At 71.4% G+C, this 19,658-nt stretch carries 17 protein-coding genes; 8 read left to right on the forward strand and 9 right to left on the reverse strand.

The genetic code is table 11. The annotated features are described in order from the left end of the window. Window positions 1-9 precede the first annotated feature (9 nt). From G446_RS19875 to G446_RS0107075, 5 genes are all read left to right on the forward strand, one after another. Window positions 10-180, forward strand: coding sequence for a hypothetical protein (locus G446_RS19875; RefSeq protein WP_156916558.1), 171 nt, complete (start codon window positions 10-12; stop codon window positions 178-180). 88 nt (window positions 181-268) lie between these two features. Then, window positions 269-838, forward strand: a complete 570-nt coding sequence (pyrE, locus tag G446_RS0107065) for an orotate phosphoribosyltransferase (RefSeq protein ID WP_026409636.1) — start codon at window positions 269-271, stop codon at window positions 836-838. A gap of 133 nt (window positions 839-971) precedes the next feature. Then, the gene (locus tag G446_RS18685; protein ID WP_051285735.1) at window positions 972-1,307 is read left to right on the forward strand and encodes a helix-turn-helix transcriptional regulator; all 336 of its coding nucleotides are present in this window, start codon (window positions 972-974) and stop codon (window positions 1,305-1,307) included. After that, complete coding sequence (locus tag G446_RS18690; protein WP_051285736.1) at window positions 1,304-2,038, forward strand: ImmA/IrrE family metallo-endopeptidase; 735 nt, start codon at window positions 1,304-1,306, stop codon at window positions 2,036-2,038. Before G446_RS18685 ends, G446_RS18690 begins: the two co-directional genes overlap by 4 nt. Window positions 2,039-2,195: 157 nt before the next feature. Next, on the forward strand, window positions 2,196-2,888 hold the full coding sequence (locus tag G446_RS0107075; RefSeq protein WP_026409637.1) for a TrmH family RNA methyltransferase: 693 nt from the start codon (window positions 2,196-2,198) through the stop codon (window positions 2,886-2,888). Window positions 2,889-2,949: 61 nt separating this feature from the next. Here G446_RS0107075 and G446_RS0107080 read toward each other — a convergent pair whose 3' ends face one another. Then, a complete protein-coding gene (locus G446_RS0107080) occupies window positions 2,950-3,393 on the reverse strand; it encodes an Hsp20/alpha crystallin family protein (RefSeq protein ID WP_026409638.1) in 444 nt (147 codons plus the stop codon). Between the two features lie 332 nt (window positions 3,394-3,725). On the opposite strand from G446_RS0107080, the gene fbaA reads away from it, so the two are divergent. Next, window positions 3,726-4,775, forward strand: a complete 1,050-nt coding sequence (fbaA, locus tag G446_RS0107085; protein ID WP_026409639.1) for a class II fructose-bisphosphate aldolase — start codon at window positions 3,726-3,728, stop codon at window positions 4,773-4,775. Between the two features lie 277 nt (window positions 4,776-5,052). Here fbaA and G446_RS0107090 read toward each other — a convergent pair whose 3' ends face one another. Then, window positions 5,053-8,265, reverse strand: a complete 3,213-nt coding sequence (locus tag G446_RS0107090; RefSeq protein WP_026409640.1) for a DEAD/DEAH box helicase — start codon at window positions 8,263-8,265, stop codon at window positions 5,053-5,055. A gap of 206 nt (window positions 8,266-8,471) precedes the next feature. On the opposite strand from G446_RS0107090, the gene G446_RS16495 reads away from it, so the two are divergent. Then, window positions 8,472-9,839, forward strand: a complete 1,368-nt coding sequence (locus G446_RS16495; protein ID WP_245574624.1) for a hypothetical protein — start codon at window positions 8,472-8,474, stop codon at window positions 9,837-9,839. 38 nt (window positions 9,840-9,877) lie between these two features. Here the strand turns inward: G446_RS16495 and G446_RS0107100 are convergent, their stop codons facing one another. Together G446_RS0107100 and G446_RS18695 are read right to left on the reverse strand one after the other, a co-directional pair. Continuing rightward, a complete protein-coding gene (locus G446_RS0107100) occupies window positions 9,878-11,392 on the reverse strand; it encodes a carboxylesterase family protein (protein WP_026409641.1) in 1,515 nt (504 codons plus the stop codon). Further along, window positions 11,389-12,135, reverse strand: coding sequence for a TetR/AcrR family transcriptional regulator (locus G446_RS18695; protein ID WP_026409642.1), 747 nt, complete (start codon window positions 12,133-12,135; stop codon window positions 11,389-11,391). Before G446_RS18695 ends, G446_RS0107100 begins: the two co-directional genes overlap by 4 nt. A gap of 221 nt (window positions 12,136-12,356) precedes the next feature. On the opposite strand from G446_RS18695, the gene G446_RS0107110 reads away from it, so the two are divergent. Further along, window positions 12,357-13,643, forward strand: coding sequence for an adenylosuccinate synthase (locus tag G446_RS0107110; protein ID WP_026409643.1), 1,287 nt, complete (start codon window positions 12,357-12,359; stop codon window positions 13,641-13,643). A gap of 157 nt (window positions 13,644-13,800) precedes the next feature. Here the strand turns inward: G446_RS0107110 and G446_RS21315 are convergent, their stop codons facing one another. The 5 genes from G446_RS21315 to G446_RS0107135 all read right to left on the reverse strand — a co-directional run bounded on the left by G446_RS21315 (window position 13,801) and on the right by G446_RS0107135 (window position 18,798). After that, window positions 13,801-14,640, reverse strand: coding sequence for an LppM family (lipo)protein (locus G446_RS21315; RefSeq protein WP_051285737.1), 840 nt, complete (start codon window positions 14,638-14,640; stop codon window positions 13,801-13,803). Window positions 14,641-14,728: 88 nt separating this feature from the next. Next, window positions 14,729-15,574: an LppM family (lipo)protein gene (locus G446_RS16510; RefSeq protein ID WP_051285738.1), complete on the reverse strand. Its 846-nt coding sequence runs from the start codon at window positions 15,572-15,574 to the stop codon at window positions 14,729-14,731. 152 nt (window positions 15,575-15,726) lie between these two features. Further along, the gene (locus G446_RS16515; protein ID WP_051285739.1) at window positions 15,727-16,557 is read right to left on the reverse strand and encodes an LppM family (lipo)protein; all 831 of its coding nucleotides are present in this window, start codon (window positions 16,555-16,557) and stop codon (window positions 15,727-15,729) included. A 138-nt stretch (window positions 16,558-16,695) separates the two neighbouring features. After that, complete coding sequence (locus tag G446_RS0107130; RefSeq protein ID WP_026409644.1) at window positions 16,696-17,604, reverse strand: resistance to Congo red protein; 909 nt, start codon at window positions 17,602-17,604, stop codon at window positions 16,696-16,698. A gap of 153 nt (window positions 17,605-17,757) precedes the next feature. Continuing rightward, window positions 17,758-18,798: a hypothetical protein gene (locus G446_RS0107135; protein ID WP_026409645.1), complete on the reverse strand. Its 1,041-nt coding sequence runs from the start codon at window positions 18,796-18,798 to the stop codon at window positions 17,758-17,760. Window positions 18,799-19,658 lie beyond the last annotated feature (860 nt).

The following is a 19,658-nucleotide window of genomic DNA, read 5'->3' on the forward strand; positions in this document are numbered from 1 at the left end:
AGCGTCGGCGTGGGCCCGGGGGCGGGCCACCGCCGCTGCGCCCCGGCACAGCTGGAGGACGCGGCGCATGTGCGCGGGCTGCGCGGCATCGCCGCCCGGGTCTTCAACCTCTACCTCAACAGCTCCGAGGAGGTCGGCGAGTCCGAGCTGGTCACCGGGGTCTGCGTCCCGCCGACATGATCCGGGTCCCGCCGGCCTGATCCGGCCGACGGCGCCGGGGCCGCACGTCGGGTGCGGCCCCCGGACGCCGATCGCCTAGCCTGGTGGGGTGAGCACGAACGACCCTCAGCGCACCCGCCTCGCCCAGCTCGTCCGCGACCTCGCCGTCGTCCACGGCAAGGTCACCCTGGCCTCCGGCCTCGAGTCCGACTTCTACGTCGACATGCGCCGCGCCACTCTTCACCACGAGGCCGCGCCCCTCATCGGCCACGTCATGATCGACATGCTCGAGGAGGCCGGGTACAGCACCGAGGAGGTCGACGCCGTCGGCGGCCTGACGATGGGGGCGGACCCCGTGGCCACGGCCATGCTGCACGCCGCGGCCTCGCGCGGCCTGGAGCTCGACGCCTTCGTCGTGCGCAAGGCCGCCAAGGACCACGGGATGAGGCGCCGCGTGGAGGGCCCCGACGTCGCCGGGCGCAGCGTCGTCGTCCTGGAGGACACCTCCACCACCGGCGGCTCCCCGCTGGAGGCCGTCGAGGCACTGCGGGAGGCCGGCGCCCGGGTCCTCGCCGTCGCCGTCATCGTCGACCGTGACACCGGCGCCCGCGAGCGCATCGAGGCCGCCGGCCTGCCCTACCACGCGGCCCTGGGCCTGGCCGACCTCGGCCTGGAGTAGCACATGCTCTTCGCGGGCTCCCGCCCGTGGCGGTGTTCGCGCCGCCCTGTTCGAGCGGGCCCGTGTCCGGGGTGATGGGCGGACAGCGCCGAGGATCTTTCGATTATCGAAACCTGCTCGTACACTGAGGGACATGGGAACCATCGGCGAGCGCATCAAAGCGGCATTAGCCAACCGCCACCAAACGCAGGCGACACTCGCTCAGGCCATCGGCCTGAGCGAGTCGGCGATGTCCAAGGCCCTCGCCGGGAAGCGCTCCTTGTCCTCCATCGAGGCGGCGCTCATCGCCGAGCATCTCGGCGTCACGATGCACTGGCTCGTCACCGGTGAGGCGGATCCCTTCGAGGTCTGCGCGGCGGCGAGGCACAGCTATGACGGCCCTACGGGAACCTATTCGTGCGATCCCTCTGCTGACCTGCAGGTGCTTGAGGACATCGCCCTGGTCTACCGGCAGGCGCAGCCGGCGTGACGGACAAGCGTGTCCAGCGGGCGGCGGTGCGGGCTCGCGCCGCCCTGGGGAAGGACTTCATCTCCTGCTTCTACGATCGGGTCGAGAGCGCCCTCGGAGTCGAGGTCATCGTCGTCCCGCTGAGGGGAGACGGGTACTCACTGACGCTCGGTGGTCACAAAGTCATCGTTCTGGCAGCGACAGGGCACTGGTTCCGAAGCAACTTCACCCTCGCCCACGAGCTCGGGCACCTCCTCGTTGAGGGCGCATCCTCACGTGACGGCAAGGCGGCCGAGAACATGGCGAACGCCTTCGCCGCCGACCTGCTCATGCCCGTGGAGCGCATCTGTTCCGTCGACTGGGCGCAGGCGAAGGCCGCGACGGTCGCCCGGGTTGTCTGGGACCTTGGCGTCTCCACCCAGGTCCTGGGGGTCAGGCTGAGGTACCTGGGTGTGACGCCGAGCGACGAAGCGTGCTCGGCGTTGGCCAGAACGACGGACGCACTGATGCGAACATCGCTCGCATCGTCGGTTGCGTCACCTGCCGATGTGTCTGCGCGTGTGCAGTACTCCGCTCGTCGTCGATTCCCTGAACGGGTTGTCACAGGACTTCGCCGTGCGGTCGCGGACGGTGGCGCTCCCCGGGCCTCGCTCTCCTGGGTGCTCGGCCTGCCCGCACGGGAAGAGAACGACGACGATGTGACGCCCGACTCCCATGAGCTCGACATCGACCTGCTGGACGGGCTGGTCTGATCCGTGTCCCCTCGCCCTTTCTTCCTCCCTGACGGCACGGTCCTCATCGCGACCTTGAAAGCGCATGGCCGTCACGTACGTCCTTCCGATCCTGCGGGTTACGACCAGGTCGCTGAGGGTCTGTGGGACAAGTTGAGATATCGAAGGATGAGGCGACGTGGCTGAGGCCTCCGAGACGTCCCGCGACCACCGGGCCGCCCTGCCCCCGGAGGAGGACCGTCCGGCGGACGTGCGCGAGGTGGGGGTCGGGCCCTGGCCCGGGGACCGGGGCGCCTGGCCCGACGACCCCCGTTACGATCCCGCGCTGCTGGAGGCCGGGGACCGGCGCAATGTCGTCGACCGCTTCCGCTACTGGCGCGTCGAGGCGGTGCGCGCCGAACTCGCCTCCCGCGCCCACGCCCTGCACGTGGCCATTGAGAACGTGAGCCAGGACCTCAATATCGGCTCGATCGTGCGCACCGCCAACGCCTTCAACGTCGCCGCCGTCCACGTGGTGGGCCGACGGCGCTGGAACAGGCGCGGCGCCATGGTGACCGACCGCTACCTGGACGTGCGCCACCACGCGGACCCCGGCTCGCTCCTGCAGTGGGCGTCGGGGGCCGGTTACGAGGTTGTGGCGCTGGACAACGGGCCGGGCTCGGCGCTCCTGGAGGGGGCGGTGCTGCCCGAGCGCTGCCTCATGGTCTTCGGCTCGGAGGGGGCGGGGGTGAGCGATGAGCTGCGGGCCGCCTGCTCGCGTGTGCTGCGCATCGGCCAGTACGGCTCGACCCGCTCCATCAATGTGGCCGCGGCGGCGGCGGTCGCCATGCACGCCTGGATACTCCAGCACGGCGGCCCCGCCCCGGACTGAGGCCCGACGGCGCCGGGCCCGGCAGACCGGGCCAGGCGCCGCCGGGCCCCGAGCGGGTCTCTCAGGCCTTGCCGCCCTCGCCCTCGATGACCTCGTGGGCGGAGGAGGAGTGCGTGACCGCGATCTTGCGCGGCTTGGCCTCCTCGGCGACGGGGATGGTGAGCGTGAGGACGCCGTCGGTGTACTGGGCGGAGATCCGGTCCAGGGCCAGGCCGTAGCCGAGCGTGAGCTGGCGGGCGAAGGTGCCCGACGGGCGCTCGTGGGCGAGCCACTGGACGCCCTCGGTCTCGCGGGCCGGCCGCTCGGCGCGGACGGTGAGGGTGCGGTCCTCGACGTCGACGTCGATCGTGGCGGGGTCGACGCCGGGCAGGTCGATGCGGGCGATGAAGGTCTCGCCGTCGCGGTACAGGTCCAGGGGCATACCCACGGACGCGGGGGTGCGCACCATGTTGCCGGCGAGCCAGCGGTCCAGGTCGCGCAGTGAGTCGAAGGGTGTCGTGGCCATGTCAAACCACCTCCACGTGGTTCCCGGGCCGGACGTTCCGGCTCGGAACGGGGAGGGCGCTCGGCGGCCCTCCCGGACACCACGATTCTGGCACTCTCGGGGTGAGAGTGCTAAGGGGCATCGCTTAGGGTGAAGCGGACGGCCGCGAGCGCCGTCGTGGGCCCCGTCACGGGCGCCAGCGCGGCCATCCGGGCCGCCGCGGGGAGCCCGCGGGCCGCCGCCGGGCCGCCTCCGGCGACAAACCGGGACCATGAAACGGTTCCGGCGGCGTCGGTTCCATGGAACAATCAATCTCACACCACTGCACATCCAACGTCATCAGGAGGCACCCAGTGGCCATTGCAACCCCCGAGTCCTACGCCGACATGATCGATCGCGCGAAGGCCGGCGGCTACGCCATCCCCGCGATCAACGTCACCTCATCGCAGACGCTCTCCGCCGCCCTCCAGGGCTTCACCGAGGCCGAGTCCGACGGCATCGTCCAGGTCTCCAACGGGGGCGCCGCCTACTGGTCCGGCTCCTCCCGCGCCGACAGGGTCAAGGGCTCCCTGGCCATGTCCGCCTACGCCTACACGATCGCCGACCTGTACCCGATCACCTTCGCGCTGCACACGGACCACTGCCCGCGCAAGCTGGTCGACATCTGGCTCAGGCCGCTGCTCGAGATCGAGATCGAGCAGGCCAAGCGCGGCGAGCCCACCGCCTTCCAGTCCCACATGTGGGACGGCTCCGCCGAGACCCTCGACGACAACATCAAGCTCGCCGTCGAGCTGCTGGCCATGAGCAAGAAGGCCAACACCATCCTGGAGATCGAGATCGGCGCCGTCGGCGGCGAGGAGGACGGCATCAAGGGCGAGGAGAACGCCAGCCTCTACACCACGGCCGACGACGCCTGGGCCGCCGTCGAGGCCCTGGGCCTGGGCGAGAACGGCCGCTACACCACGGCGCTGACCTTCGGCAACGTGCACGGCGCCTACAAGCCCGGCCACGTCAAGCTCCGCCCCGAGCTCCTGGGCGAGATCCAGGCCGACGTCGCCAAGCGCCTGGGCGACCGCCTGGCCACCAAGGTCGGGGACAAGAAGACCCCCTTCGACCTGGTCATGCACGGCGGCTCCGGCTCCACCGCCGAGGAGATCGCCACGGCCGTGCGCAACGGCGTCATCAAGATGAACGTGGACACCGACACCCAGTACGCCTTCACGCGCCCGGTGGCGGACCACATGTTCAAGAACTACGACGGCGTGCTCAAGATCGACGGCGAGGTCGGCTCCAAGAAGGCCTACGACCCGCGCGCCTGGGGCAAGGCCGCCGAGAAGGGCATGGCCGCCCGCGTCGTCGAGGCCTGCGAGCGCCTCGGCTCCGTGGGCTCGGCCAAGCGCTGAGCCCGGCCGAGCGCCGAGTCAGGCCGAGGGGAGGCCGCCCGGCTCCGTGGGGAGCGGCCGGCCCTCCTGACGATGCACCCGGTCCCGGTGCCCGCCCGTGCGGCGGGCTCCGGGACCGGGTGCTGTGCGGGCGCGATGGTCCCGGGACCGTCCCCTTAGTTTTAGTTGTTTCGCGAGCGCGCAGGTTTCCAGTCGAACGCGCGGCTGGGAGGTGCGCGTTCGACTGGAAACCTGCGCGCTCGCGAAATAGGGGCAGAGAATGGGAGGCGCGGAACGGCTACATCACCGGCAGCGCCTCCGCCAGCCTGCGGAAGTACGGGTAGCGGGACCACGCGTCCCGGTCCCCGATGACGTACAGGCGCCGCCGCGCCCGGCTCGCCGCCACATTGACCAGGTTGAGCGAGGAGGCCGCCCGCGCCGTCGCCTCCTCCAGGCGCGGATCCCCGCCGAGCACCAGCAGGACCACATCGGCCTGGTCGTCCTGCACCGCGCGCACGTCCCCCGCCCGCATGCCGTGGTACCTCGTGCGATGGCTCATGAGCTCCAGGTGCTGGGCGACCTGCCGGAAGGGGGAGACGGCGATGATCTGCCCGGGCGCGACGCCGCGCCTGGTCAGGTACGCCAGCGCCTTGTCCAGGCGGGCGATCTGGTTGCTCTGAAGGTGCGTGCCCGCCTCGGTGGCCTTCTCGTCCGCCCAGGCGCTGGGGCGGATCCGCGGCCGGCCGGAGGCGTCGGGGCCGAACGGGTCCTCGGCGCCGGACGGGTCGCGCGAGATCTCGGCGACCATGAGGCCGTTGTAGGCCAGGCCGTTGCACAGGGAGAACATGGGGTCGTCGCAGCGCCGGTGCACGCGCAGCGGGGCGCCCACCCACATCCGGCCGTCGTCGTGGGCCAGCGCCGTGCCCACGTCGGAGGCCCGGTCGACCAGCGTCTGCACCGAGGCCGCGGGCGCGAGCCAGCCCCGGTCCACCCCGTAGGCCTCGGCGAGGGCCTCCCTGGCCCTGTCCGGGAGCGTCACCACCGGCTGGAGCTGGAGAGGGTCCCCGACGGCGATGACCCGCCTGGCGTGCCACATGGCGCCCACCGCGCACTGGGGCGCGGCCTGCCCGGCCTCGTCGACGACCAGCCAGCCGATGCCCTCCCGGCCGACGCCGCGGAGCATGCGCGAGGCCGAGGCGAGGGTGGTGGACACGAGCGGGACGAGCAGGAAGAACAGCTGCCAGGCCGCCCTGACCGCCTCGGGATCCAGGTCCTCCGGGGCGTTGCCGCCGACCACCTCCAGGGCCGCGTTGAGGGCCGTGAGCATAATGCCGGTGTTGTTGGCGATGAAGTCGTGGTGCAGGTCCATGGCGGCGAGGAACAGCTCGGAGCGGGCCTCCTCCAGCTCCGGATCCAGCCAGGGCGCCCGCGTCTCGCGCCGCTCCGGGGCCAGGCGCGCGGGGTGGGCCTCGCCGAGCCGCTCGGCCTCGGCGTCGCGGGCGGCCGTGAGCCTGTCGATCTCGGCCTCGGTGCGGGCGAGCATCTGCTCGACGTCGGCCAGGTCCGACTTCCGGCGCGCCAGGGTGGTGCGCAGTCTTTCCGTGGTCACCGAGGCCTGGCGGAACTCGGCCTCGGCGGCCCGCAGGTTGCGCGACAGGGGCAGGTGGTCGAGGCGCCACTTGCGCGAGACGCGCCCCCGGGAGCGGATCACCGCGAAGATGCCCGGTTTGGCGGCGATGTGCTCGGCCTCAGCCAGGGCGGCCCGGTTGCGCCGGACCTCGGCCTCGGCCTGGACGGCCAGCTGCTCGTCCACGGCCCGGCTCGCCCGCTCGACCTTCTCGCGGGCCTCGGGGACCGCGCGCTCGGAGGCCGGCTTGGCCCGTTCGAGGGCCGCCAGGCGGATGAGCTGGGCCTGCGCCTCCCGGCGCTGGTCGATGAGCGCCTCGACGCGGCGCACGGCGTCGAGGAAGCGGCCGCGCGCCTCGTGCCAGGGGCGGTAGGGGGCCGCTCCGCTGCGCCACGCCTTGAGCTGGGCGAACATCCTCACCGAGGGGTCGTCGTCGGCGGCGTCGTCGTCCCCGTCGCCGAACCACAGGGAGGCGCGGAAGGCCGAGCGGCGCGACAGGCGCCCCAGGCGCGCCGACACCAGGCCCCAGGCGTCCACGGGCGACTCGGCCCCGGCCTCCTGCGTCTCGGTCAGGACCGTCGAGGCCAGGCGGGCGAAGTAGTCGGCCTGCTCCCGCCACGTCGGGGCGAGCGCCGTGCGCTCGGGCAGCCCGGCGGCGATGCCCTCCCCCTCGGCCGTCGCGCCCTCGCCCGCCGCGGCCACCACCATCTCGAAGCCGGTCAGCTCGGGGCGCAGGCGGGGCAGCTCGCGCGAGAAGGAGTCCGTGCGCCACTGCAGGGGCTCGCCGACGAAGGCGTCCCGCGCCCGCTCCAGCTCGGCCAGCCGCCTCGCCCGGGCCACGACATTGCCCGCCAGCACGTCGCGCAGGAGCTCCTTCTTCCCGGTGCCCGGGGGGTGGAGGACGCCCATGAGGCCGCCGTCGGGGGCCAGGTCGGTCAGCGCGTGGTTGACGGCGAACTGCCGGCTGAGCGTGGCGGGGCGCTCCGCCTCGGCTGGCCAGCGCCCCAGCGGCAGGCGCTCGACCCGCACGCCCTCCTCGACGGCCGAACGCCTGCGCGCCACGTCGATGCGGATGTCGGGGTCCAGCTCGTCGTCGGGCATGAGGTAGCGGCCGAGCGCCTCGCCCATGTCCCCGGCGCGCGCCCGCCCGCGGATCCGGTGCAGGTCGTCGAGGAAGAAGCTGTTGAGGAACTCCGTGCCCACAGGGCCGGAGGCCCGCCGGGCGGAGACGGCCACGGAGCGGATGCACACCTGGGGCGTGCACAGGGCGGGCCGCCCCCTGACCCCCGCGGCCTTGTGCGCCGCGGTCAGGAGCCTGCGGAGGGTCTCGCCGTCGAGCCTGGCCGTCCCGCCGCCCGGGTCGTCCGGGCCGTCCGGGCCGCCCTCCCCGGCGGCGATCCCGGTGATGGCCTCGGCCTGCTCCTGGAAGGCCGCGTTGGCCTCCTCGAAGTCGTCGAAGGCGGGCTCGTTCGCGTCCCGGCGCTCCTGCAGCCGCCACACCGTCCACAGCGCCGAGGACAGGGTGGCGGATCCGGGGATCGGGCGCCCGTCGGGGCCGACGACGATGCCGGCGCAGGCGCCGCGCCCCAGCGGGCGCTCGTCGGGGGACTGGGCGTCCTCGCCGAAGGTGCGGCGCAGGATCTCGTGGGTGTCGTCGATCGCGTAGACGCCCAGGTAGACGATGTGGCGCCACGTCAGCCGTGCGCCGTCGCGCCACACGGCGTGGACGGTGTCCCAGGGCAGGGGCTTGTCCGATGTCCAGTCGACCACCTGGCTGGTCTCCGTGCGCCCCTTGCGGGGGACCTGCTGCGTGCTCAGGAGCTCCAGAAGGCGCCAGAGCTCGAGCACCCTGAGTCGCCGGTCCTCGGTCTGTGCAACGCCCATGGACGCAATCCTCCCCCCACGCGGCGCACCCGGTGCGGCTTTCGATGGGTTGTGCTCCCCGCGCCGGGCCGCGATCCGACCCGACGGGCTTAAGGTGAATGCTACCCAGTGCGATCGGGGACCCGGTGCGTTCAGAGGCCCTCTGGGCGGCTCCGGGGACGACGGCGCGGAACAGACGGCGGACAGGCGCAGGACGGAGGCGGGGCGTGGGACGGCATCGGGCGCAGGATCGGCCGCCGGGCGGTGTGGACCGCCCCGGGATCGCGTGGTGGGATGATCGGGAGGACCCCGCCGCGAGCCTGAGCGCCGCCCTGAGGGGCTGGACGACCCCGGTGGAGGGCGGGCCCCGCGGGCCCCGGCTGGTGCTGCACCGCTCCGTCGTCTCCAGGGTCGCGGCCCTGGTGGTCCTCGTCCCCGTCGCCGTCCTGCTGAGCCTGACGGGCCTCGGGATGCTCGTCGACCCCTCCGACCGCGAAGCCAGGGTCCTCTTCGCCCTGTTCGCCGTCCCCGGGACCCCGATTGTGCTGTGGGTGATCAACATGTTCCGGCGCCGCACGGTGCTCAGCGAGCGCGGCATCGAGATGCGCCGCCTGGTGCGCACCGCCAGGAGGCCGTGGCCGGCCGCGCGCTCGGGCCTGGCCGTCTCGGCGCGCATTATCAGCGGCCAGCACGGCAACGAGGTCGAGCGCTACCGCCTGGCCCTGGTCGACGGCATGCCCGGCGACCTCATCAGGCTGCCGGGATGCGTCTTCGACGGGACTTTCCTGTGGCACAGCGAGAGGGCGAGGGACAAGGCGAATATGGCCCTGCGGGCCGTGTGGTCCTTCGCGGCGCGGCGCGGATGGATCGTCTCCGACCCGGCGGCCTACTCGGAGGATCCGCGGCTGGTGGAGGCGCGGGCCCGCGCGGCCGGGGCCGGGGGAGCGGGCGCGGCGGGCCGGCCGACCGGGATGATGGGGAGACTCGGCATGAGCCAGCCCGACGGCGCGGCCGGGGCGGAACGGCCGCTGGTCTACCGCGCGCCCGCCTGGGGCCGGATGTGGGAGTACCTGTGCGACGCCGGGCTGTTCCTCCTGTGCCTCGGCACGGCCTTCGCACTCTTCGCGACGCTCGTCCTGCTCGACCCCGGCCACACGGACAAGGACTTCTTCTACTCGGTGCTCCTCCTGGTGTTGGCCCTGGCGGCGCTGGGGTACTGCGCCGTCAAGCTGGCCCCGTTCGTGCGCAGGACGGTCGTGGACCGCGAGGGGATCCACGTGGGCCGGGCGACCCACCCCTGGCCGGGCTCGCGCTCCGGCCTGTACGTGGCCGGCGACCGGGCCGTCCTGGTCCACCCCGACGGGTACGCGATCCCGCTGCCGGGCACCGGCGGCGCGCGGGGCGGCTTCGTGCGCCGCGAGATGAGGGCCACCGCGCAGTGCGAGGAGATCTGGCTCTGGGGCGTGGCCAATGGCGTCGCCCGCGACGGCGGGGCCTACGTCCCCCTGCGGTGGGCGGACGGCCAGCGCGAGCGCGAGATCCATGAGCGGCGCGCTGGCACGGGCCCGGATGCCGGAAGTCCGCCGTCCGACTGAGCCCGGGCGCCCAGGGGCCCGACCGCCGGCTGCGCCCCTCAGCGCCGCCGCATGTAGGAGTCCACCACGCGGGCGGCCAGGTCCGTCCCCTCCAGGTCCCCGAGGAGATCGGCGTGCGGGAAGGCGATGGTCTCGACGGCGCCGTCGGCCCGATAGCGGGTTAGGCTCGGATCCTCGCGGTCGAAGGCCGGACGGCCGGGGACCGCCCCGTCGCGGATGAAGGCGAGCCAGTCGCGCTGGACGGCGGCGGCGACGGCCCGGTCCTCCCCGGTGACGGGGATGCGCATCCGGTCGAGGTTGCCGAAGAAGAAGGCGATCTCGGCCCCGTGGTAGGAGCCGGGCCGCCCGCCGTAGACCCTGGGCACGCCCTCGAAGCGGTAGCCGTGGACCGTGGTGAAGCGCGAGAAGCCCTTCATGAGGTCCAGTGCGGCGCCGTGGAAGACGACGAGCTCCATCATGCGGGTCTGCAGGTCCACCAGGCCGTCGGCCTCGTGGCGCAGCGCGACGGCGATGCGGCGGCCGTGCTCGCCGTAGACCTCCCGGACCCTGCGGCCCAGGTCCCGTCCCCGCGTCGCCAGGCCCATGCGCCGGTACCACAGGGGCATTTCGATCATGGAGAACTCGTCCGCCGTCGTCCCGACGAGCACGGGCACGCGCGGGAAGCCGCCGTCGCGCAGCACGGCGCGCGGGTCGACGCGGAAGAAGGGCCGATCCATGACGGTGACCAGCCGCGCGCGGGGCATGCGCAGCCGCACCAGGCGCTCGGCGGGCAGCGCCCCCAGCTCCTCGCGGGTCAGGCGGTTGTCGGCGAGGAGGGCGGTGAAGGCCCGGCGCTCGGCGTCGGGGTCCAGGGGCACGGGGACGGCCCGCTGCCCGCTGGCGAGGATGAGCCGGTGGAACAGGCCGGCGTTGTCCGGGTTGAGGGCCTGGTAGAGGGCGTACTGGGCGCCGCCGCAGTGACCCATGAGGGTGATGTTCCCGGCGTCGCCGCCGAGCGCCCCGATGTGCTCGCGCACCCACCGCAGGGCGGCCTGCTGGTCGAGCAGGGCCCGGTCGCAGCTCACCGTCCCGCCGTCGACGACGTGCAGGTGCCCGAACGCCCCGATGCGGTAGGTGACGGTGACGACGACGACGCCCCGCCCGGCCAGGTGCGCGCCGTTGTAGACCGGCAGCGTCCCCGAGCCGCAGTCCCCGCCGTGGATGAAGACGAGGACGGGCCTGGGGGCGCCGTCCATCGGGGTCCAGACGTTGACGCGCAGGGAGTCCTCGCCGGCGACGTCGCCGCGCGGCTGCCACTCCGGCCGCAGCTGGAAGTGCCGCAGGGCGAGATTGACCGCTCGGGGCGCGAGGCGCTGGGGGAAGCAGGTGCCGTAGCCGGTGTTGACGGGCGCACCGGCGGGCGCGCCGCCGTCGGAAGCCCCGACGGGGACGGGAGGGCGGAAGCGCTCCGCCCGGGCGTAGGGGATGCCGAGGATCTGCAGGACGTTTGCGCCGTCGGTCGCGCGTGCGACCCTCTGGGCGATGAGGCGTCCCAGTGCGGTGTCGATGATCATGAGCGCTCCCCTGTCTCCGGGGCGCGCTCCGGGGCGGTCGTCGGGCCGAGGAGCCCGGCCCAGCCCGCCAGGCGGAAGCGGGCGATCCTCTCCATGTACCGCTGGGCCTCGGAGCGGGTGAGGCGGTGCTCCAGGGCGGCGCGCAGGGCCTCGACGCCGCCGGCGGCCAGCGTGCGCACGAGGAGGCGGTCGGCCGGGGAGTCGGTGATCCCGGGCAGACGGCGGTAGGCCTCCGCCTCGATCCGCGCCAGCCGTTCGGGCAGGTGCTCGTAGTCGGTGCCCCGGGCCCGGCACAGGAGGATCTCGAAGATCTCGGGGCGCGCGTAGACGAGGGCGAGGACGCGGCCGGTGCGGGCGGCGCAGTGGGCGGTGCGGGTCGCGCCCGTCCGCCGCCCGGGAGCCGCGGGAGCCGCCCCGGGTCCCGACGGGCCGTCCCCGGCGGCCTCCCGCCGTCCGGGATCCGCGGGGACCGCCGTTGCGGCGACTGCCCCGGTCGTCCGGGGCGCGGGGGCGCCGTCGTCCCGCCCGGCCGTCCACGCGTCCACGAGCTCGGCGGCGCTCTCGCCCACGAGCGCGTCGAACAGGCCCTCCTTGCTGCCGAAGTGGTTGTAGACGGCGCCGGTGGTGACCCGCGCGGCCGCGGCGATGCGGCGCAGGCCCGCCCGCTCGTACCCGTGCTCGCGGAACTCGGCCAGGGCCGCGTTCAGGATGCGCGCCCTGGTCCGGTCGGAGTTGTAGTTCATGGGGCTCCGTCCCTCACTGTGTTGGTAACAGTGTTATCAAAACGGGGCGGCGGCGTCAACGGCTCCGGCCCCTCGGGCGGTCGCGGTCCGTCCGGGGCGCCCCGCGAGCAGCCGGGCCCGGCGGGTCCCGGCGGCGGACGCCGGGGCCCGCCGCCCGCGTCTCCGGTAGGCTGACCGGCGGCGCGCCCATCGCCGCGCCATCAGCGAATCAGGGAGCAGCTATGCCAGCCGTCGTGGTCGTCGGAGCCCAGTGGGGCGACGAGGGCAAGGGAAAGGCGACCGACCAGCTCGGTCAGGACGTCGACTACGTCGTCAAGTTCAACGGCGGCAACAACGCCGGGCACACCGTCGTCATCGACGGCGAGGCCTTCGCCCTCCACCTCCTGCCGGCCGGCGTGCTCACCCCCGGCGTCACCCCCGTCATCGGCAACGGCGTGGTGGTGGACCTGGAGGTCCTCTTCTCCGAGATCGCCGAGATCGCCTCCCGCGGCAGGGACGCCTCCGCCCTGAGGATCTCCGCCTCCGCCCACCTCATCCCCTCCTACAACCGGGTGCTGGACCGCACCACCGAGCGCTTCCTGGGCGAGCGCCGGCTGGGCACCACCGGCCGGGGCATCGGCCCCACCTACGCGGACAAGATGAACCGCGTGGGCATCAGGGTCCAGGACCTCTTCGACGAGTCGATCCTGCGCCAGAAGGTCCACTCCGCCCTGGACCAGAAGAACGGCCTGTTCCTCAAGATCTTCAACCGCCCCGCCATCGACCCCGACGCCGTCGCCGACGATCTGCTGTCCTACGCCGAGCGCGTGCGCCCCATGGTCATCGACTGCTCGCTGGTCCTCAACGAGGCCCTCGACGCTGGCAAGACCGTCCTGTTCGAGGCCGGGCAGGCCACCATGCTCGACATCGACCACGGCACCTACCCCTTCGTCACCTCCTCCAACCCGACCGCCGGCGGGGCCTGCACCGGCACGGGGGTGGGCCCCACCCGCATCGACTCCGTCGTCGGCGTCGTCAAGGCCTACACCACCCGCGTGGGGGAGGGCCCCTTCCCCACCGAGCTGCCCGGCGCGGAGGGGGAGCGCCTGCGCGCCGAGGGCGGGGAGTACGGGGTGACCACCGGGCGGCCGCGCCGCTGCGGCTGGCACGACGCCGTCGTCACCCGCTACGCCGCCCGCGTCAACGGGCTCACCGACCTGGTCATGACCAAGCTCGATGTCCTGACCGGGCACGAGACCATCCCCGTGTGCGCGGCCTACGACGTCGACGGCGAGGTGAGCGCGGAGATGCCGCTGACGCAGACGGACTTCCACCACGCCCGGCCCGTCTACGAGGAGATGCCCGGCTGGAGCGAGGACATCACCGGCGCGCGCCGCTTCGCCGACCTGCCCCGGGCGGCGCGGGACTACGTGGAGCGCATCGAGGAGCTGGCCCGCTGCCGGGTCTCCGCGATCGGCGTCGGGCCGGGCCGGGAGGCCACCATCACCCGCCACGCGCTGCTCCGCTGAGCCCGCCGAGGGCGGCGGCCCGCGCCCGACTGCGGACCCCGCGCCGGATCGGTCGACGCGGAGCGGGAGCGGCGGCGGGAACGACGGCGTTGACGGCGGGCGGGAACGACGGCGGCCCGGCACCTCGCAGGTGCCGGGCCGCGCTGATCGGCGGATGCTAGTTGGTCACCGGGCCGTTGGGGTTGTAGGGCTGCTGGGGGTTGTAGCCCGGCTGGCCCGACTGGGGCTGGCCCGGGTAGCCGGGCCCGGGCTGAGGAGCGACCCCGGGCTGGCCCGGGTAGCCGGGCCCGGGCTGAGGAGCGACCCCGGGCTGGCCCGGGTAGCCGGGCTGCTGGGGCTGACCCATGCCCGCTCCGGGTGCGATGCCTGCCTTCGCCCGCTTCCGACGGATGATGATGAAGGCCGCGACGCCGCCGCCGATGGCCGCGATGACGACGACGATGATGATGATCATGAACAGGGGCGAGCCGTGGTCGGCGCCCTTGGCTTTGAGGGTCTCCGTCTCGTCCTGGGCGTTGTTCCAGGTGGCGGTGCTTCCGGATTTCTTGCCGTCGCCGGAGACCTTGGAGACGCTGCCGGGGAAGGTCACCTTGACCGTCACCTGGTCGTAGTACTGGAGTGAGGAGGCGGGCATCTCGAAGGTGAAGGAGTCGTCCTCGTGGGTGATCTCCGCCAGAGGGTTGTCCTTGATGGACAGGCCCGTGATCTTGGCCGTGCAGGAGTCGCCGCCGTCGCTCTTGACGCTGACCTTGACGTCGTCGTCTTTGAAGCTGTCCTTGATGGTGCCGGGGTCGCAATTCGACTTCGAGCCGGCGTCATCCCCCTTCTTGGTCATGGTGATGTCGACGGTTTTGTTCTCGTGGATCTCGAACTCGTAACTGAACGAGTAGTCGTAGGAAGCCGCGGAGGCGGCCGGTGCGAGACCGAGACTCGCGAGGATCATGAGGATGGCCGGGACGACCGTGACGAGGCGGCGCGGAACGGATGGAAGTCTCATAGGCCCAGCCTACGGGTGATCGTGGATATCGAAAAATCCGGGAGATCATCGCCACAGGGGCGGACGGAGTCGGGGCGGCGGACTCGGTTCAGTGCTGTCCGCCGGGGCTGCGGGGCTGTTGACCCGGCTGATCGTAATCTGACTGGGGGCTGTAGGACTGCTGTGCGCCGGGCTGGGTGTAGTAACCCGGTTGGGCAGTGCCGGGGACGGCGGGGGCCTGTCCGGGCTGGCCGTAGCCCGGCTGAGAATTGTAGGGCTGCTGGGGGTTGTAGGGCTGTTGGCCCGGCTGGGGGTGTCCGGGTGCGATGCCGGTCTTCGCCCGCTTCTGGCGGATGATGATGAAGATCACGACGCCGCCGATGGTCGCGATGACGACGATGACGATGAGGATCGTGAACAGGGGCGAGCCGTGGTCGGCGCCCTTGGCGATGAGGGTTCTCGTTTCGTCCTGGGCGTTGTTCCAGGTGGCGGTGTTCCCGGACTTCTTGCCGTTGCCGGAGACCTTGGAGACCTTGCCGGGGAAGGTCACCTTGACCGTCCCCTGCTCGAGGTAGGGGATGTCCATTCTGAAGGTGAAGGAGCCGTCCTCGTGGGTGATCTCCGCGGGCGTGTTGTTGTTGAACTTCTTGAGAGTCAGACCCTTGACCGTGACTGTGCAGGAGTCCCCGCCGTCGCCGCTCTTGACGCTGACCTTGACGTCGTCATCGTCGAAGCTGTCCTCGATGTCGTCGGGGTTGCAATTCGACTTCGAGCCGGCGTCATCCCCCTTCTGGGTCATGGTGATGTCGACGGTTTTGTTCTCGTGAATCTCGAAACTGAGCGAGTCGTCGGAGGTGTCCGCGGAGACGGTGGGTGCGAGGCCGAGACTCGCGAGGATCATGAGGACGGCGGAGACGAGCGCGGTCAGGCGGTGCAGGACGGATGGGAGTCTCATAGCCTCCAGCCTACGGGTGATCGTGGGCGCAGGAGAATGCCCGAGCGATTGGCGTAGGGCGTGTTCTGTGAGAATGCCGCCCCGGCCCTGAGCGGAGGAGGGCCGGGGCGGCGCGGGTGTTGAGTCGCGGGTGAGGGTGGGGTGAGCGTCGGTCAGTACTGGCCGCCGGGGTTGTAACCGGATGTCCCGCCCTGCTGGGGGTTGTAGGGCTGCTGCTGTGCGCCGGGCTGGGCGTAGTAACCCGGCTGAGCGGGGCCGGGGCCGGGGGCCTGTCCGGGCTGGCCGTAGCCCGGCTGGGGGGCGTAGGGTTGTTGGCCCGGCTGGGGGTATCCGGGTGCGGTGCCGGTCTTCGCCCGCTTCTGGCGGATGATGATGAAGGCCGCGACGCCTCCGCCGATGGCCGCGATGACGACGATGACGATGAGGATCGTGAACAGGGGCGAGCCGTGGTCGGCACCCTCGGCTTTGAGGTCCTCCGTCTCGTCCTGGGCGTTGTTCCAGGTGGCGGTGCTTCCGGACTTCTTGCCGTCTCCGGATACCTCGGAGACCTTGCCGGGGAAGGTCACCTTGACCGTCACCTGGTCGTAGTACTGGAGGGAGGAGGCGGACATCTCGAAGGTGAAGGAGTCGTCCTCGTGGGTGATCTCCGCGGGCGTGTTGTTGTTGAACTTCTTGAGAGTCAGGCCCTTGATCGTGACCGTGCAGGAGTCCCCGCCGTCACCGCTCTTGACACTGACCTTGACGTCGTCGCCGAGGCTGTCCTCGATGTTGTCGGAGCTGCAATTCGATTTCGAGCCGACATCATCCCCCTTCTGGGTCATGGTGATGTCGACGGTTTTGTTCTCGTGGATCTCGAACTCGTAACTGAGCGAGTCGTCGGAGGAGGTCGCGGAGGCGGTGGGTGCGAGGCCGAGGCCCGCGAGGACCATGAGGACGGCTGGGACGACCGCGACGAGGCGGCGCGGGATGGATGGGAGTCTCATAGCCCCTAGCCTACGGGTGATCGTGGATGCCGAAAAATCTGAGAGTGATCGTCGACATGGGGGAGCGCGTTCCGCGGGCCGCCCGGTCCGGGGCGGACGGTCCGCGGAACCGGGCGGAGTCGGGGCGGCGGACTCGGTTCAGTGCTGTTCGTCGGGGCTGTGGGGCTGCTGACCCGGCTGGCCGTAGCCGGACCGCCTGTTGGGACCGTAGCCGGGCTGACCGTAGCCCGACTGGGGGCCGGGGTCGTATCCGGACTGGTGGTCGTAGGGCTGCTGCACGCCGGGATGGGCGCGGTAGCCCGGCTGGGCGGCGTCGAGGCCGGGGGCTTGCCCGGGCCAGCCGTGTCTCGGCTGAGGGTGCCCGGGCGCGCCGGTCCTCGCCCGCCTCTTGCGGATGAGGATGAGGGACGTGACGCCGCCGATGGCCGCGAGTGCGAGGGCGATAATGAGAATTATGGACAGGGGCGAGTGGAGGCCGAATCCTCCCTCTTTGCGTGATGAGTCGTGGTCGGCGCCCTTGGCGGTGAGGGAGCTCGTCTCGCTCTGGGCGTTCTCCCACGTGGCGGTGTTCCCGGACTTCTTGCCGTCTCCGGATACCTCGGAGACGCTGCCGGGGAAGGTCACCCTGACCGTTATCTGGATGTCGGCGTACCTGCGCCTGAAGGCCTGCATTGTGAAGGTGAAGGAGTCGTTCTCGTGAGCGATGCTCGCGCCGATTGAATTATTGAGTTCTCTGAGGGATATTCCCCTGACGGTGATCGTGCACGAGTTCCCGCCGTTTCCCTCGACGGTGATTTCGGTGCCATCGTCGTCGAAGCCGTCTCCAATATCGTCGGAGTTGCAGGACGATTCCGAGCCGAGGCCCTCTCCTCGCCTGACCTGGGTGATATCAATGGTTTCGTTCTCGTGGATCTCGAATTCGTAACTGACCGAGTAGTCGTCGGAGGGGGCTGCGGAGGTGGTCGGCGCGAGGCCGAGGCTCGCTAGGACCATGAGGGTGGCCAGCACGAGCGCGGTCAGGCGGCGCAGGGCGGATGGGGTTCGCATGGACTCCAGTTTAGGAGATTCGTGGGCGGCAGGAGGACCTCGGAGACGATTATCGGTGAGAGAAGCGGTGTGTCCTGCGGGTCCGCCGCCTGGTTCCGAAATGAGAGACCGGAATGGTGCGAGTCGAGGCCCGGGTGCGAGGAGGGCGTCGACTCAGTACTGGCCATTGGGGTTGTAGGGATGCTGCGGGTTGTAGGGCGGCCGGGGGTCGTAGCCGGACTGCCCGGAGGGGCTGTAGGGCTGCTGTTGACCCGGTTGGCCGTAACCTCCGGGCTGTCCGGAGGGGTCGTAGCCGCCCCAGCCCGGGTATTGCCGGGGCGGGGCATGCCGCTGGGGATCGTATCCGCTCGCCTGGGACAGTGGAAACTGCCTGGTCGGTGTATCATAGTCAGGCTCGGGGGCGTAGTCCGAGTGGGCCGGGAGATACTGCTGGACCGGATAATCGGGTTGAGTCGGGTACTGCGCGTGCTGCGGCGCGCCGGGGTAGGTGCCCTGAGCGGCGAACTGCCTCTTCTTCGAATTATTCATGGCGTAGACGACGACGGTGGCGGTGACGGCCACGACGGCGACGGCCCCGAGGAGAATCCACAGGGGCCACAGCGGGGGGTCGCTGTCCTTCTTATTGCCGCCTTGCGCCTGGTTCTGGCCGTCGTTATTGGGCGTTGGAGTCGGGTCGGGGACGTCCTTGCCCTCGGCGCGAGCGGATTCGAGGGAGACGATGTCGGACCAGCTGGCGGTATTGCCGTCCACCTTCGCATTGCTGTCGGCATCGGTGACCTTGCCGGGGAAGACCATGGTCAGAGTTGTGCTCTCATAGTTGTCGAAATTGTCGAAGTCATCCATTCTCGCAACGAAAACACCATTTTTGTGGTCGATATACGTGTCCCCGTCGTTCGTGTCCCCGATTCTGACTCCGTACGTGCCGATGGTGCAGGTGTCGCCCTCCGTCCTGATTTCGTATTCGTTGCCGAGATACTCCTCGGTGCAGTAATCGGAGGGAGATGTACCCGGGATTTTTACGGAGAGACTCAGGTCGAAGGTCTCGTCCTCATAGATGACGAGCTTGATATCGGCGGTCCCCGAGGAGGAGCCGGCGGCGGACGCGGCGGGGGACAGGCCCACGTCCCCGAGGAGGATGAGGGCGGACAGGGCCACCAGCGTGCCGAGGACGCGCGGGAGGGGCGTGATACTCACATTTGCGAGTCTATACAACGATCCGACTCAATGGGCGTGGTCGTTGAGAGGCGGCCTGCGCCGTGCCCCCGGCGGGGCGCGCCCAGCTCCGACGGGTCCACCAGCTCCGCGATGGGCCTGCGCCGTGCCCCCGGCGGGGCGCGCGCTCGCCGAGGCCCGGCGTCGAACCGGCCGGCTGCGTGCCCCGGGGAGCGGAGGGAGGCCGTCCCGTCATCGCGATCGCCTCCGACCCGTCCGCATGGGAGCAACGGGGGAAGTGCCGGATCCGTCCTCCCGGTCCGCCCGTCGCAGGGGACGGTGGGACCGGAGGCGGATGGGACCGGCGTCCCGCTCGTATCCTCGAACCCCGGTCCGGCGGGCTTGGACGGTCCCCCGGACCCGACTCCGAAGCGGGGAGGGGCCCACGGCGGTCATCGGAAGCGAGGACGTCGACTTCGACGTCGCGGCGGCCGTGGCCTTGGTGCCGCGGTGCCGCAGCGCGGCCGAGCAGGCGCGGACCCTTCACTCGTCGAGAACGGGCCGAGCGTCGTCGATCCCCGGGGGCAGGTGCCGATAGGCGGTGGCCGGGCCGATCCCGGAGCCCCTCGCCAGGGCCTTCAAACCGGCGTCCTCGACCATTCATCCCGGTCGCCGGCAGGACCCGGGGTCGGCAAGATGGCCGTCCTCCGCCGAGGGGCGCGCATCATGGACCTTTGCGGTACTCGGACGGCCACGTGCTGGTGGAGCAGACAATGAGCCTTTCTCACCAGGAAGACCCCTGGGCTGGCCGGGATCGGCGTGATGACGCGGAAAAGTTCGGGGCAAAGCTAGGTGTGCGGCTCCTGTGCGCACCACCCCCACTCCACACCCATCCTTTCCGC

It is taken from the genome of Actinomyces dentalis DSM 19115 (genome assembly GCF_000429225.1).
In the GTDB taxonomy this organism is placed as follows: domain Bacteria; phylum Actinomycetota; class Actinomycetes; order Actinomycetales; family Actinomycetaceae; genus Actinomyces; species Actinomyces dentalis.